Genomic DNA, 13,603 nt, shown 5'->3' on the forward strand with positions numbered 1-13,603 from the left:
GGCTGAAAATCCAACCAAAGAGAGTTGAAGCAGAGCACTGGGCCAGTCGCTATGCGGGGAAGAATCAGCGCCTGGCCTCGTATTCAATCTTCGAAATCAAAGATACCAGCCGAACCGAGGCGCCACTATTGCGTTCGTCAATAGTCATTATCGACACACGAAACGTGCCGCAACCACTCAACGGTGCGCAAGCGGATGCGCACCGGACACTTGATCACGTACACTCGGTCTTTGTTAACATCTTGATACGTATGCGCTGATCGCGTGACCCATTGACTGGCACAAGAACGTCGACCTTGAAACGCAACTCCACCGCCATATTCTCCCAGCCCGGCTTCCGTGCCTTCCTCATGGTGCGTCTCGCGGCCATGTTCGCCATGCAGATCCAGGCCATCGTTGTCGCCTGGCACATGTACGACATGACCCGCCATCCATTGACTCTGGCCTACGTCGGCCTGGCCCAGTTCATCCCCATGGTGCTGTTGCTGCTGCCGGCCGGGGATCTGCTGGATCGCTTCGACCGGCGGCGCATCCTGCAGATCAGCTGGAGTGTGTCGGTGCTCTCCTCCGCCGCGCTGCTGTGGCTGGCCCTGAGTGAAACCGTCGACACCTGGCCCTACTACGTCGCATTGTTCGTGTTCGGCTGTACCCGAGCGTTCACCGGGCCCGCCGTGCAAAGCCTGCTGCCGCAGATCGTTGCGCGCGAGCACCTGGCCCAGGCCATCGCCACCAACAGCATGATCATGAAAGTGGCGGTAATTGCCGGTCCCCTGCTGGGCGGGCTGCTGTATGCCGCCATCGGTGGCTGGACGTTCGGCATCTGCCTGCTGGGCTTCGCCCTGGGTGTGCTGCTGCTGCAGTGGGTACCCAGCGTGCGCATCGTGCGGCCGGTGGATGATCAGACCACAGCAGTGAGTCGCTTCACCGCTGGCATCCGCTTCATCACCTCGCGGCCGATCATCCTCGGTGCGATATCGCTGGACCTGTTCGCGGTGCTGCTCGGTGGCGTGGTCGCCCTGTTGCCGATCTATGCTGCGGAAATTCTCCATGTCGGCCCCGCCGGGCTGGGCCTGCTGCGCAGCGCCATCGCACTGGGTGAACTGGGCATGGGTTTCTACCTGAGCATCCGTCCGCTCAACGCGCGGATGGGCCAGCGCATGTTCCTCGCGGTGGCCGTGTTCGGCGTGGCCAACCTGGTGTTCGCTTTGTCCACGTGGTTCTGGGTGTCGTGCGCGGCGCTGTTCGTCGCTGGGGCAGCAGACATGATCAGCGTGTACATCCGCTCTTCGCTGATCCAGTTCGCCACGCCCGACGATATGCGTGGACGGGTCAGCGCGGTGAACATGTTATTCATCGGCTCTTCGAACGAACTGGGCGAATTCCGTGCGGGGGTCAGCGCGACGGCGCTGGGCACGGTGCCAGCAGCGTTGTTCGGCGCTGTCAGTACGCTGGTGATCGTCGCCTTGTGGACACGGCTGTTCAGACCGCTGTGGACCATCGAGAACAACGAGCAGGCATTGCCCGAGCGCCAGAAGACACCAGCCTGATCACGACCGGCTAGCGCCGCGCGGGGCATGGCGGCAGAACCACTCTTGGTTGCCCTTGAGCTCGGCACGCAGCTGCGCCACCAGTTCGGCAATCGCCCGACTGCTGGACAACGGCTGGGTATCGACACCTACCATCAGCAGGTCGACCTGACCACTGGCCGGGTCGGACACTTCGACCGTCATGGTGCCCCCCGGATTCAACGTGCAATGGCATTTGAGGGGCGCGAAGCTGGCTTCGACGATGCGGCGCATTTCAGTGGTGGGAATCATCTAGAGCTTCTCCTGGCGATGTCATGGCTGGAGACGTGTCGCAGCGTGAGTACGGCCACTCGGCAGGGCGGCGCGCTCACGCTTTCAGCGTGGTGCGGCAGGCAGGCACCGAGGGCTGCCTGCACAAGGCTACCAGACTCAGTCCTTGGTGCCATAGGGCGGATATTTATCTGCGTCACCGGTTTTTTCCGACGTGTCGCCTTCGGGCTTCTTGGCGGGCCCGATCGGATCGACCTGCGGGTCGGCAAGGTCGGGAGAGTCCGGGTCGAACCCCAGGTCGTTGTCGGGCTTGGTCTCGTTGCTCATAAATCCTCCGGTCATGAATATGGGCGCATAGCGCTGCTCCAGCCTCAGGCCACGCCTGGCGGGATGCCATCCTTGTTGAAATCCTTCAGCCGTTCCTTTTCTTCCGGGGTGGAATGGGCGGGCGTCTGGTCCTCGGTGTCCTCGGCGGGCGGTTGCTTGTCATCGGCCATGATCGGTTCCTTTCAATGAGGGGCTCTACACTGTGAGCCTGCAGACCGATCCGGGGTTCCGTGCAATCGACCAGGCCGCTGTCGTCATGGCCGATACATCGCGTCGTTCATTTCGCGGCCGATGACCGCTGCTACGGTGGCATGAAACTTTCGTCAGCTCCAGGCACTCAATGTGCAGCCGCGCTCGCATGGCTGCTGGCGGTCCGACTGACAATCCCGAGGAATACACGATGATCGCTCGCTGGCGCTGGGCCCTGGGTCAGATGACCAAACGCTTGTGGTTCCGCGCAAGCCTGTTCTCCCTGACGGGCATCGCCACGGCGCTGATTGCCATCGTCTTCAAGGACTTCGTGCCCGCCGACCTGCCAACGCGGATCGGTGCCGATTCGGTCGACAAGATCCTCGCGATCATCGCGTCGAGCATGCTTGCGGTCACGACCTTCTCGCTGAGCACCATGGTCAGTGCCTATGGCGCCGCCAGCAGCGGCGTAACACCGCGTGCCACCTCACTGGTGATGGAAGACGCCACGACCCAGAACGCGCTGGCAACGTTCATCGGCTCGTTCCTGTTCAGCCTGGTCGGGATCATTGCCCTGAGCACCGGGGCCTACGGCGCTCAAGGGCGGGTGGTGCTGTTCGCGGTGACCATCGTCATGATCATCCTGATCGTCTATACGCTGCTGCGTTGGATCGACCACCTGTCCAAGCTGGGCCGGGTCGGCGAAACCATCGACCGGGTCGAAGCCGCAGCGCTGCAATCCCTGGAAAACCGCGCGCGCTGGCCGTACATGGGCGCGGCGCCCTACCCGCTCGATCTGATGACTCCGCCAACGGCAGCAACCGTGCGCAGCGAGGACACCGGCTACGTGCAGCACATCGATGTCGCCGCCCTTGGCGCGCTGGCCGAGAAGCACGGGCTGCAGATCTACCTGAGCGTACTGCCAGGCGCGTTCCTTCACCTCGGCGCAGACCTGGCCTGGTATACCGCGGACAGCGACGGCCAGGCGCAGGCCCAGGCAGACCTCGCCGCGGAGATCCGCGCGGCTGTCACGATCGGCCTGCGCCGTACCTTCGAACAGGACCCACGTTTCGGCATTTCGGTTCTCGCGGAGATCGCTTCGCGCGCCCTGTCGCCGGCCACCAACGACTCGGGCACGGTGATCGACGTGATTGGCCGTGGAGTCAGGTGCTTCACCGCCTGGCATGTACACAGCACTACCGATTCGACATCCCGCGAGATCGATCCACACTGCCGCCGAGTGCACGTTCGCGGCTTGCAGGTGGCCGATCTGTTCGACGACTTCTTCACCTTCGTGGCGCGCGACGGCGCCGGGCTGCTGGAAGTCGACATTCGCATGATCAAGGCGCTGATCAGCCTGAACGAGATCAGCCCGCAAACCTTCGCCGCCCAGTGCCGGCTGCACGCGACTCGACTGCTGAAACGCGCCGACAGCGCGCTTACCCTGGATGAAGACAAGCAGCGGCTGCGTGAATTGGCCAAACCTCTGCTGGGCTGAATGCCGAGCACCGGCGCCCGAAGCGTCCACTGGGGCGATGGCGCTGAACTTGTGCAGCTGTCGGCGGGCCTGAGTTGACACCTGCACTTGCAGGCAATGACTGCTCAAACGGAAAACGATGATGAACATAGCCTGCCTGGCCTGGGGATCGCTGGTATGGAAGCCGGGGGCTTTACCGGTCTGCAGCCCCTGGCACACCGACGGCCCTGCATTACCCGTCGAGCTTTGCAGGGTCGGCGACGGCGGCGAGCTGGCCACGGCGATCTGCCTGAATGCACCTGCTGTGCCATCTCTCTGGGCGTTGCTGGACACCACCTCGCTCGACGACGCCTGCCAGGCACTGCGCGAACGTGAACAGATACCCCATTCGCGCGATGATGGCATCGGCAGTTTCATCTGCAGCGACCGGTCCACCGGGGTCCTTGCCCAATGGGCTCGTGAGCGAGAACTGGATGCAGTCATCTGGACCGCTTTGCCGCCGCGATTCGCGGGTATAGAGGCACGGATACCCACCATCGACGATGTTCTCGACTATCTGCAAAACTTGACGGGTGAAGTGCGAATACATGCGCGGGAGTACATTGAACAACTGCCGCAGCAACTAGAAACGCCTTACAGAGACGTCATTCGTCGTTCGCTGGGTTGGGGGGGGTGAAGCGTTAGAGGAAGTGCGGGGGGGGGTTGCTGCACTTCCCTACCGTTCAATTGGCTGAAGGCCAGGAATCGAACGGTTGGGAAGACACTTTAAGCGCAGCAGAATCAGCGACGCAGGAAACGGCTTACCAGTACGAAAATGGCAGCGCCAATGGCCAACGAGGCACCTGGCTTTTCCTTGACGAAGGCAGACACATTGTTCAGCGCGTCGCCGTAGGTCTTGGTCAGTTGGCCAGCCGCTTCACGACCTGCGCCTTCTGCCTGCAGGGAATGGTCACCGACCAGTTTGCCCACTACACCTTGAGCCTTGCCAGCGATCTTTTCTGCTACGCCTTCGATTTGTTCGCTTTTCATGTTGAGCCTCACTTTGATCATCGTTTTAGTGACAGTACTTGAAGTATGTAAGCCGGAAGCTTCGTACTTGCTGCCTGAACTTAGGGCGTTGCCGGTTGGAAATAGTTCCGATCTTATTTTCAGTGTTCATGTTGGCGAATTCGGACGCTCGGGCACGCTCAACCCATGGCTTCCAGCGGAGCACCGATCGACAGCGAGCGCAGATAGTCGCCGAAGCCTTCACGGCAGCGACAATCCAGCCGGGCGCTGGTCGTCACGCAGTTGATCGAAGTCCAGGTAATGGACGCCCCGACCTCTTTCAGGTCGGCCACCAGGTGCACGTCCTCGTGGGCCTTGAGCGGCTTGAACCCGCCAACCCGGCGGTAGGCCTGGGCACTGACCCCCATGTTGGCGCCGTGAACATGCTTGTGACCTTCCACCGGGGTATACAGGGCGTCGTAACGGCTGCGAACTTCCTCGGCATGCAGCGACCAGTCATCCACGCGCACCGTGCCGCAAACCGCGTCGGTGCGAAAGCGCAGCTGATCGACCAGCCAGGTGGGCGGCACGAGGGTATCGGCATCGGTGAACGCCAACCAGCGGGCGCCTTGATCCAACAACAGTTGAGCACCCGCGGCGCGCGTACGACCGACGTTGCAGTGCGCCACGGCCACGCTCTGTACGGGGTAGCGGTTGACCACTTGCTGGGTACCGTCGGAACATTCGTCCAGCACGATAACCACCTTGACCTCTTCGCCCGACAGTCCAGGATGCTCACCGGCAATCAGCAACGACTCGATGCATTGAGCGACCACTGCTTCTTCATTATGAGCTGGGACAATGATTCCGATCATGGACGATACCTGTCGAGGAGATGCCGGCATCCGGCGGCTGTAAGTCTCTTGACCTATCTATCGCGCGTTGGTTGCAGATAGATACGACGGGTGGTAGTTCGGCAAATGTTCATTCCAATTTGCAATTCACTTTCTCCCCTCCAGAGGCCCGACGACCCGGACCGGGCTGTCGATCAGCCAGCGCTGCAAGCCTGAACGAATTAATGTAGGGCATGGTGATCAACTGCAGCAGAGGACTTGGCGAGGAGCGTGACAATGGCAACTCGAAGGACAAGCATAGGCTACTGGCACTGGGTGTTGCTGCTGGCGGTGATCGCCTCGGGCTGGCAGCCGCTGGACCGCCAGACCTGGCTGATCGAAAACATTCTGGTGCTGGTGGGCGCCGTGGCCGTGTGGTTCACCCGTGACCATTTCCAGTGGAGCCGACGCGCGTGGGTGATGGTGATCATCTTTCTATGCCTGCATCAGGTGGGCACGCACTTCACCTACCCCCAGGTTCCCTACAACGAAGCGTTGTACCTGATCAGCGGGGTGGACGTGAATGCAGCGCTGGGCTGGGAGCGCAATCAATATGATCGTTTCGTGCACCTGGCCTACGGCCTGCTGCTCAGCCTGCCCTTGCGGGAAATCGTCAGTGAGAAATGCCAGCTCAAGGGTGCGTGGGCATCATTGATCGCCTGGTCGCTGGTGCTGTCGACCTCGATGCTCTATGAACTGATGGAGTGGGCAGGCGCCGCGTACGTGGGCGGTGGCGACTCGGCCTTCGTCGGTGCCCAGGGCGATTTCTGGGATGCCCAGAAAGACATGGCCGTAGCGGCGGCTGCCTCGCTGGTGGTGCTGACCTGCCGCGGCCACGCGCTGCGCGCCGGGGTTTCGGCGCTGCGCGGGCGATTGACACCGCACTGAAACGCCCAGCGGCTCAATGCATCGATACCTCAATGCATCAATACATAGCCAAGCATCTGTTTCGCCAGGCGCCACGGCTGCCAAACCGAAAGGTGATCGAAGATCCTCCCGGAATTTCCCATCACCCCCATGACCGTCACGTAGACGACGCCTTTCCTGATCAACCTCGATATCTTTTTCTTGCTGTAACGCAACAATCAGGACACCTGCACAAGTGGGTTTCGCGACATGGCACTTCTGCAACGGCGAAAACGAAAAAGCCCCGCCAATGCGGGGCTTTTCGATGTTTGGCGGGAAACCAGGGATTCGAACCCTGGGAACGCTATTAACGTTCGCCGGTTTTCAAGACCGGTGCATTCAACCACTCTGCCAATTTCCCGAATGTCTTGCTGGTTGCTTTGCGGGCGCCATAATACCGGAATGAAACACGCTGTCAAACTCTGGATAGAGCGGCTAGGCAAGGGTCTGATATGATCTTTGCATCTGAACGTTTCAGACGTGTTCAATCAAAGGAGTCTCGCCATGCGCGAACAGGATTATGCAGTTAATCAAGGCTCGCAGGTGCAGCAGCTAGAAGTTAGCCGCGTCCTGCGCAACACCTACGGCTTGCTGGCACTCACCCTGGCTTTCAGTGGCGTGATGGCCTACGTCGCGCAGCAGATGCGCGTCGGCTACCCGAACATCTTCGTCGTGCTGATCGGCTTCTACGGGCTGTTCTTCCTGACCAACAAGCTGCGTGATTCGGCCTGGGGCCTGGTGTCCACCTTCGCCCTGACCGGCTTCATGGGCTTCCTGCTCGGCCCGATCCTCAACCGTTACCTGGGCATGCAGGGCGGCGCCGAAGTGGTCAGCTCGGCCTTCGCCATGACGGCGCTGGTGTTCGGCGGCCTGTCGGCCTATGTGCTCATCACTCGCAAGGACATGAGCTTCCTGGGCGGCTTCATTACCGCAGGCTTCTTCGTGCTGCTGGGCGCGGTGCTGGCGAGCTTCTTCTTCCAGATCGCCGGTCTGCAGTTGGCGATCAGCGCCGGTTTCGTGCTGTTCTCGTCGGTGTGCATCCTGTTCCAGACCAGCGCGATCATCCATGGTGGCGAACGCAACTACATCATGGCGACCATCAGCCTGTACGTGTCGATCTACAACCTGTTCGTGAGCCTGCTGCAGCTGTTCGGCATCATGGGTCGCGACGACTGATTCACCGTTGCCCTGTCGAAGCCCGCCTCGTGCGGGCTTTTTCTTGCCCCTGGTTCGAACATCCTCAGCAAAAACCGGTTTGCCCCATGGGCGCCGCGCCGTAGAATCGCGCTCCTTTCGATTGAGCCATCGCGCTCTTTTTGCCGGAGCCTTCGCGCTCTTTCTCAGGAGCCCTTGCCATGAGCACCCCACAGCCACCCAGCGACGAATTGATCCTGGGCCTGGAAGACCGCCCTCGCCCACTGCTGGGCATGCTTGCCGCGCTGCAGCACCTGCTTGCGATCATCGTACCGATCGTCACGCCTGGCCTGCTGATCTGCCAGGCACTGGGCGTCAGCGCCCGTGACACCAACATGATCGTTTCCATGTCGCTGGTCATTTCAGGCATCGCTACCTTCGTTCAATGCCGCCGCATCGGCCCGTTCGGCGCGGGCCTCTTGATCGTGCAGGGCACCAGTTTCAACTTCGTCGGACCGCTGATTGCCGGGGGTGCGCTGATGGTGCAACAGGGCACACCGGTGGAAGCTGTGATGGCGGCGATCTTCGGCGTGGTCATCGCAGGGTCGTTCGTGGAAATCGGCATTTCGCGAATCCTGCCCTTCGTCAAACGGCTGATCACCCCGCTGGTCACCGGTATCGTGGTACTGATGATCGGCCTGACCCTGATCAAGGTCGGTCTGATCAGCATGGGCGGCGGCTTCGGCGCCATGGCCAATGGCACGTTCGCCAACGGCGAAAACCTCATGCTCTCCGGCCTGGTACTGGCGATCATCGTGGTGCTCAATCGCATTCCGGTGACCTGGATGCGCAGCGCCGCCATCGTCATCGCTCTGGCCATGGGCTACGCGCTGGCCGGTTACCTGGGCCGACTGGATTTCACCGGCATGCACCAGGCCGCGGTATTTCAGGTGCCCGTACCGCTGCACTTCGGCCTCGGTTTCTCCTGGGCGTTGTTCATTCCAATGCTGGTGATCTACCTGGTGACGTCCCTGGAAGCGATCGGTGACGTGACGGCGACCAGCAAGGTGTCACGCCAGCCCGTAGAGGGCCCGCTGTGGATGCAGCGCATCAAGGGCGGCGTGCTGGTCAACGGGACCAACTCGCTGCTGGCCGGTGTCTTCAATACCTTCCCCAGCTCCATCTTCGCGCAGAACAACGGGGTCATTCAGCTCACCGGCATTGCCAGCCGCCACATCGGCGTGTGGATCGCCGGGATGCTGGTTCTGCTCGGTCTGTTCCCGACGGTTGCCGGGGTGATCCAGGCGGTGCCGGAACCGGTACTGGGTGGAGCTGCCATGGTAATGTTCGGCGCGGTGGCCGCCTCGGGCATCAATATCCTTGCCAGCGTCGACCTCGATCGTAGGGCGCTGCTGATCATCGCCGTATCGCTCGCCCTCGGCCTGGGTGTGGCTCAGGTGCCGGAGTTCCTCGCGCACGTGCCGGGCGCATTGCGCAATGTGCTGGAGTCGGGTGTAGCCACTGGCGGTATCTGCGCGCTGCTGCTGAACTGGTTTTTGCCAGCCGGGCCAGTGGCTCGTCACTGAGCTGGCCCGAGCCTGCGACAAGGGCCTGCAGGCTCAAAGATCGAAGCGGTCCACGGCGCGGCGACGCTCGTTGTCGTCGCGCATGTCGTAGGCCGCAGTGGTCTGGATATTGGTGTGGTGCGCCAGCTTCTGGGCAATCGACAGGTCGTGCTCTTCGATCACTCGGGTGATGAACGAACGGCGGAAATCATGGGGCATGATCTTCACGCCGACCTGGGTGCCGCGTTGTCGGGCGATGTAGTAGATGGCGTGCTTGGTGATACGCTCGCGGGTGATGTGCGCGCCGCGGCGGATGCGATTGAAAAGAAAGTCGTCATCGGCCTGGCCTGCGGGAAGCTGGCTGCGGCGAAACGCCAGCCATGTCTGCAGATGGGCAAAAGCCCAGCCTGGCGCGTACTTGATCAACTCCTTGTTGCCCTTGCCGGTCACGCGCAGGCTGCGCTCGCTGAAGTCGACCTGGGCCAGGTCGAGGTTGACCGACTCCGACTTGCGCATGCCAGAACCATACAGGATGGCGATGACGGCGGCGTCGCGCAGGCCCTGCGGCCGCGGATCGTTGGCGCAGACCTCCATCAGGTCGCGGATCAGGCTGCGCTTGAGGTTGCGGCCGTTGCCCAGGCGGGTGCCCTGCATGGGCTTGACCGAGCGAATCTTCAGCAGGTGATCCTGGTCGATCAGGCTCAGCCGCCACGCCTCGTTCATGACCCCGCGTACGGCGTTGACGTAAAGCGAAGTGGTATTGGGGGCGTAGCCATCTTCGCGCAGGGCGGCCACCAGCGAGGTAACGTGCCCGGGTTCGAGACGGTGCCAGGGCACCTCGCGAATGTCGACGTCCTCGAAGCCCAGCCGGTCCGCGGCATCCTGCAATACGTATTGCATGGTCGTGCGGCTGGACGGCATCAGCCGCGCGAGATATTGCAACAGAGGGTTCTGCAGATCAGACAAACCGGGGGATCCTTGAGTGCCAGGGTGGACGCCCGCCATTCTAGCATCCGCGTCGGTGCCTGACCCGTCCGCCGTTACCCGGCCGGTTCGATCAGAAGTTGCCGCGCAGCGCCTGCAGGCCACCTTGATAGACACCGTCGAAAATTTCCACCGCCTCGGCATCACTCATGCCGACCGGGTTGAAGCGACCGCCCCACTCCACTCGGCTGTTGCCGGCGTCCACCTCGATGACCTTGAGCGTCGCCAGGTAATCGCTCACCGGAAAGGGACCTTCGATGATGGAGTAGCTGTAGGTGCGCGCGGCGTTGTCGTAAGTCTCCAGACGCTCGACGATGACGGTACCGTCCACCGTGGTCAGGTGGCGCAGCCGGCCGTTTTCCTGGGCTTCGCTGTGCTGGATCATGGGCAGCCAGTCGGCCAGAGAGTTGAACCCGGCCACCAGATTCCAGACCTGATCGGCCGATGCCGGAATGTCGATGCTCGCTTGCGTGCTTGCCATGTCATGGCTCCTGTCGGTGGGCTGAGGCTACAACGGTAGCGGTCGTTCGAGTGCGCGGCAAGCCGTTAGTGCATTCGTTATGCGGCCGATCCAGCTGGGGCGATCATGCCCTCGCAGTGGGCGCGGGCGCGGCACCAGCAATGGATACATGCTGCGCAAACGTTGTCCCATGGAGGCCAGCCCGGCCTGGATCCGTTCATTGAAGGGGCGTTTGCAGCGTCATGAGAATCATCGAAAAGACCGGCGCGCCAGTACGCGCCCTGACCCCTGCCGAACAGCAGTTGGTCACCGAATTCGTCGAAGGCCGCAGTGAAGGCCCGAAGCTCCTGCAGGCCAACCAGTGGCTCATGAAGGTCCGCACCCAGGGCCAGTGGCTGGCGTGCGATTGCCGGCCCGGTACGCTGCCGGTGATGAACGTGACGCTCAACAGCAGTACCGGCACGCTGTTTTTGAAGAACAATCCCGGCACGGCCGAGCATGCCGAGGGTTGCCCCTTCATCCATGACGAGCGTGACAGTACGCCTGGGCGCGAGGATGAAGGGCCACTGCCGGCCGCCTGGTTGCCCCCCGATGTGCCGCTGAAGCTGATTGGCGATTTCCGCGCCCCGGCCATGCCCGGCACGCCTGGCACCGCCGTGGTGGCAAGTCAGCGACGGGAGCAGCACCGGTTGCTCTCACTGCTGCTGACGCTCATCGAAGCCTCTGGGCTCAATGTGTACGCCACGCACCTGAAGAAGGATCTGACCCGCCAGTTCGCCGACCTGCGCGAAGTGGCCACACGCTATCCGCTGATCGACCGGGTGCCGGCGAGCAATTATCTGGAAACCCGCATCGACATGAAGCACATGATGATGCTCAAGGCACGCCTGAAGGATTCCACCGCCTTCATTGGGCAGCGCCGCTATGGGCTGCTGCTCGACTGCGTGTCCGACGTAGTCGGGCGCAAGGTGATGACCGAGCGCAGCACCGCCGGCTTCGACTTTCAGGGACATCATCTGTTGTGGGGTGGCGCGCGCAGCAGTGGGCCGCTGCTGGCCCTGGCCCTGTATTCACCGGCAACCGCCGGCAGCCAATTCTACGAAATGGTGCATGTGGCGACGGTGCCGGTGCTGACCCGCGGGCATCTGTTCCCGGTGTTCCGCGACGAGGAACGCGAGGCGTTGAAGATGCTGGTGTCGCTGATCGACTGGATGGCCAGCAAAGGCGTCAAGGTCGTGATGCGCCGACCGGTGATCGGCGCCATGGTGATGGACGAACTGGTGCTCAGCTCGGACCTGGACCGGGTCCTCTCGGTTTCGCTGATGAAAGAGCCGCTGGGTCCGGAGCCCAGTTCCGAAACCTTCAAGCGCCTGGCCGACTTCAAGAGCCTGGAGACCTTCCGCAAGTACGTGGCGGGCTTCTTCATGCGCGAGCGCGACTGACCCACGGCGCACTTGCGTCCTAACCGCGCAGCTGCCAAAGCAGGGCGATATCGCGGGCGCGATCGCTGAGCAGCGCACTGGCCTCGGCGCACGCCTGCTCCAGGGTCATCGGGCCGGACGCAAGGGAAAAAGCGGCATCGATGCCATGGGCGTACAGGTCCTGGTAGCTTTCGCCCAGCGTGCCGGCCAGCACCACCACCGGGACACCCGCAGCGCGCGCAACGCGGGCCACGCCGAAGGGCGTCTTGCCGCGCAGGGTCTGGGCATCGAAGCGCCCTTCGCCGGTGATCACCAGGTCGGCGCCGATGACGGCATCGGCCAGGCCCACCAGTTGCGCTACCACTTCGACCCCTGGGCGGAACGAGGCACCGAGAAAGGCCTTGGCCGCGAAGCCCATGCCGCCTGCTGCGCCGCAACCAGGCGCGTCACGGCAGTCCTGGCCCAGCACCGCTACGCAGTGATCGGCGAAGTGGTCCAAAGCCTTGTCCAGGGCCAGCACCTGTTCGTGTGTAGCGCCCTTCTGCGGGCCGAAAATGTGCGAGGCGCCGTGGGGACCGCACAGCGGGTTGTCGACGTCTGCGGCGACTTCGAACTGTACATCGGCCAGACGTGGGTCGAGGCCACTGGCGTCGACCTTGGCTACTTGTGCCAGCGCCAGGCCGCCACGGGGCAATTCACTGCCCTGAGAATCGGTCAGGCGCAGACCGAGCGCGCAGAGCATGCCAGTGCCGGCATCATTGGTGGCACTGCCGCCGATGGCGAGGATGATGCGTCGTGCACCGGCCTCCACGGCTGCTGCGATCAGTTGGCCAGTGCCATAGGTGCTGCTGTTGCAGGCGTCGCGTTGCTGGCGCTGGAGCAGTTGCAGCCCGCTGGCTTCGGCCATTTCGATGACGGCGGTGCGCTCGTCGGGCAGCCAGCCCCAATGGGCCTGGGTGGGCTCGCCCAGGGGGCCGTCGACGACGAGGCTGCGCAGCTCGCCCTGGCAAGCCGCCATGATGGCTTGCATGGTGCCTTCGCCGCCATCGGCCATCGGCCGCTCGACGAGCTGCGCCTCGGGCAGGGCCTGGCGCAGGCCCCGGGCGATGGCTGAAGCAACGTCGGCGGCGCTCAGGCTGTCTTTGAATGAGTCAGGGGCGATGACGATCTTCATGGCAGTTCTCCAGTTCTTGTGCGCCCATGCTGCCATTTTCACCACCTCCGCGCGACTGCCGTCACGCATAGGAGCGGTCATCGGCCGCGAAGGGCTTGGCGCGGAGTGCCTGATGCACCGCGGTGCCCTTTTCGCGGCCACGGACCGCTCCTACATGGGTCGTAGGAGCGGTCATCGGCCGCGAAAGGCTCTGCGCGGAGTGCCTGATGCACCGCGGTGCCCTTTTCGCGGCCACGGACCGCTCCTACAGGATCGGCAAATGCCCTCTTCGCTGCCACAGACTGCTCCTA

Annotated in this window: 15 protein-coding genes and 1 tRNA gene; 7 read left to right on the forward strand and 9 right to left on the reverse strand. The window is 62.6% G+C overall.

Features of this window, described 5'->3' with window-relative positions; all coding sequences use genetic code 11:
* Nucleotides 1-272: 272 nt before the first annotated feature.
* Nucleotides 273-1,547 carry an MFS transporter gene (locus IFU31_RS01210; protein WP_446730931.1) on the forward strand — a complete coding sequence of 425 codons (1,275 nt, stop codon included), beginning with the start codon at nucleotides 273-275 and terminating at the stop codon, nucleotides 1,545-1,547.
* Here the strand turns inward: IFU31_RS01210 and IFU31_RS01215 are convergent, their stop codons facing one another.
* From IFU31_RS01215 to IFU31_RS21725, 3 genes are all read right to left on the reverse strand, one after another.
* Nucleotides 1,548-1,817 carry a DUF1652 domain-containing protein gene (locus IFU31_RS01215; RefSeq protein WP_122477018.1) on the reverse strand — a complete coding sequence of 90 codons (270 nt, stop codon included), beginning with the start codon at nucleotides 1,815-1,817 and terminating at the stop codon, nucleotides 1,548-1,550. It abuts the gene before it with no gap.
* Between the two features lie 138 nt (nucleotides 1,818-1,955).
* Nucleotides 1,956-2,123, reverse strand: coding sequence for a DUF6021 family protein (locus IFU31_RS01220; protein WP_446730930.1), 168 nt, complete (start codon nucleotides 2,121-2,123; stop codon nucleotides 1,956-1,958).
* 44 nt (nucleotides 2,124-2,167) lie between these two features.
* Complete coding sequence (locus IFU31_RS21725) at nucleotides 2,168-2,293, reverse strand: hypothetical protein (protein ID WP_090358366.1); 126 nt, start codon at nucleotides 2,291-2,293, stop codon at nucleotides 2,168-2,170.
* 230 nt (nucleotides 2,294-2,523) lie between these two features.
* Between IFU31_RS21725 and IFU31_RS01225 the strand changes: the two genes are divergently transcribed.
* Entirely contained in the window at nucleotides 2,524-3,810 is a 1,287-nt protein-coding gene (locus tag IFU31_RS01225) for a DUF2254 domain-containing protein (protein WP_192102050.1), read from the forward strand.
* Nucleotides 3,811-3,931: 121 nt separating this feature from the next.
* Nucleotides 3,932-4,465, forward strand: coding sequence for a hypothetical protein (locus IFU31_RS01230; RefSeq protein WP_192102051.1), 534 nt, complete (start codon nucleotides 3,932-3,934; stop codon nucleotides 4,463-4,465).
* A gap of 104 nt (nucleotides 4,466-4,569) precedes the next feature.
* On the opposite strand, the gene IFU31_RS01235 is transcribed toward IFU31_RS01230, so the two are convergent.
* A complete protein-coding gene (locus IFU31_RS01235; protein WP_122477013.1) occupies nucleotides 4,570-4,818 on the reverse strand; it encodes a CsbD family protein in 249 nt (82 codons plus the stop codon).
* A gap of 158 nt (nucleotides 4,819-4,976) precedes the next feature.
* The gene (locus IFU31_RS01240) at nucleotides 4,977-5,651 is read right to left on the reverse strand and encodes a glycosyltransferase (RefSeq protein WP_192057139.1); all 675 of its coding nucleotides are present in this window, start codon (nucleotides 5,649-5,651) and stop codon (nucleotides 4,977-4,979) included.
* 255 nt (nucleotides 5,652-5,906) lie between these two features.
* Here IFU31_RS01240 and IFU31_RS01245 point away from each other — a divergent pair, with 255 nt between their 5' ends.
* Nucleotides 5,907-6,557 carry a DUF2238 domain-containing protein gene (locus IFU31_RS01245; protein ID WP_122477010.1) on the forward strand — a complete coding sequence of 217 codons (651 nt, stop codon included), beginning with the start codon at nucleotides 5,907-5,909 and terminating at the stop codon, nucleotides 6,555-6,557.
* Nucleotides 6,558-6,845: 288 nt separating this feature from the next.
* Here IFU31_RS01245 and IFU31_RS01250 read toward each other — a convergent pair.
* Nucleotides 6,846-6,936: transfer RNA gene (locus IFU31_RS01250), tRNA-Ser, on the reverse strand.
* 143 nt (nucleotides 6,937-7,079) lie between these two features.
* Here IFU31_RS01250 and IFU31_RS01255 point away from each other — a divergent pair.
* Nucleotides 7,080-7,751: a Bax inhibitor-1/YccA family protein gene (locus IFU31_RS01255; protein WP_043189407.1), complete on the forward strand. Its 672-nt coding sequence runs from the start codon at nucleotides 7,080-7,082 to the stop codon at nucleotides 7,749-7,751.
* Between the two features lie 179 nt (nucleotides 7,752-7,930).
* Nucleotides 7,931-9,295, forward strand: coding sequence for a nucleobase:cation symporter-2 family protein (locus IFU31_RS01260; protein WP_192102052.1), 1,365 nt, complete (start codon nucleotides 7,931-7,933; stop codon nucleotides 9,293-9,295).
* Between the two features lie 33 nt (nucleotides 9,296-9,328).
* Here the strand turns inward: IFU31_RS01260 and IFU31_RS01265 are convergent, their stop codons facing one another.
* Together IFU31_RS01265 and IFU31_RS01270 are read right to left on the reverse strand one after the other, a co-directional pair.
* Entirely contained in the window at nucleotides 9,329-10,279 is a 951-nt protein-coding gene (locus IFU31_RS01265) for a site-specific integrase (RefSeq protein WP_192102053.1), read from the reverse strand.
* Nucleotides 10,280-10,331: 52 nt separating this feature from the next.
* Complete coding sequence (locus tag IFU31_RS01270) at nucleotides 10,332-10,739, reverse strand: SRPBCC family protein (RefSeq protein WP_122477005.1); 408 nt, start codon at nucleotides 10,737-10,739, stop codon at nucleotides 10,332-10,334.
* A gap of 221 nt (nucleotides 10,740-10,960) precedes the next feature.
* On the opposite strand from IFU31_RS01270, the gene IFU31_RS01275 reads away from it, so the two are divergent.
* A complete protein-coding gene (locus tag IFU31_RS01275; RefSeq protein ID WP_192102054.1) occupies nucleotides 10,961-12,160 on the forward strand; it encodes a hypothetical protein in 1,200 nt (399 codons plus the stop codon).
* Between the two features lie 19 nt (nucleotides 12,161-12,179).
* Here the strand turns inward: IFU31_RS01275 and IFU31_RS01280 are convergent, their stop codons facing one another.
* Nucleotides 12,180-13,313, reverse strand: a complete 1,134-nt coding sequence (locus IFU31_RS01280) for a glycerate kinase (protein WP_192057142.1) — start codon at nucleotides 13,311-13,313, stop codon at nucleotides 12,180-12,182.
* Nucleotides 13,314-13,603: the final 290 nt, after the last annotated feature.

This window comes from Pseudomonas sp. CFBP 13602 (genome assembly GCF_014842725.1).
Taxonomy (GTDB): Bacteria; Pseudomonadota; Gammaproteobacteria; order Pseudomonadales; family Pseudomonadaceae; genus Aquipseudomonas; species Aquipseudomonas baltica.

Bases quoted from the DNA above. Each gene is read 5' to 3' on its own strand.
- IFU31_RS01265 (WP_192102053.1), bottom strand. From the start codon at position 10,279: ATGGCGGGCGTCCACCCTGGCACTCAAGGATCCCCCGGTTTGTCTGAT.
- IFU31_RS01235 (WP_122477013.1), bottom strand. From the start codon at position 4,818: ATGAAAAGCGAACAAATCGAAGGCGTAGCAGAAAAGATCGCTGGCAAG.
- IFU31_RS01230 (WP_192102051.1), top strand. From the start codon at position 3,932: ATGAACATAGCCTGCCTGGCCTGGGGATCGCTGGTATGGAAGCCGGGG.
- IFU31_RS01220 (WP_446730930.1), bottom strand. From the start codon at position 2,123: ATGAGCAACGAGACCAAGCCCGACAACGACCTGGGGTTCGACCCGGAC.
- IFU31_RS01225 (WP_192102050.1), top strand. From the start codon at position 2,524: ATGATCGCTCGCTGGCGCTGGGCCCTGGGTCAGATGACCAAACGCTTG.
- IFU31_RS01215 (WP_122477018.1), bottom strand. From the start codon at position 1,817: ATGATTCCCACCACTGAAATGCGCCGCATCGTCGAAGCCAGCTTCGCG.
- IFU31_RS01245 (WP_122477010.1), top strand. From the start codon at position 5,907: ATGGCAACTCGAAGGACAAGCATAGGCTACTGGCACTGGGTGTTGCTG.
- IFU31_RS01255 (WP_043189407.1), top strand. From the start codon at position 7,080: ATGCGCGAACAGGATTATGCAGTTAATCAAGGCTCGCAGGTGCAGCAG.
- IFU31_RS01280 (WP_192057142.1), bottom strand. From the start codon at position 13,313: ATGAAGATCGTCATCGCCCCTGACTCATTCAAAGACAGCCTGAGCGCC.
- IFU31_RS01260 (WP_192102052.1), top strand. From the start codon at position 7,931: ATGAGCACCCCACAGCCACCCAGCGACGAATTGATCCTGGGCCTGGAA.
- IFU31_RS01275 (WP_192102054.1), top strand. From the start codon at position 10,961: ATGAGAATCATCGAAAAGACCGGCGCGCCAGTACGCGCCCTGACCCCT.
- IFU31_RS01270 (WP_122477005.1), bottom strand. From the start codon at position 10,739: ATGGCAAGCACGCAAGCGAGCATCGACATTCCGGCATCGGCCGATCAG.
- IFU31_RS21725 (WP_090358366.1), bottom strand. From the start codon at position 2,293: ATGGCCGATGACAAGCAACCGCCCGCCGAGGACACCGAGGACCAGACG.
- IFU31_RS01240 (WP_192057139.1), bottom strand. From the start codon at position 5,651: ATGATCGGAATCATTGTCCCAGCTCATAATGAAGAAGCAGTGGTCGCT.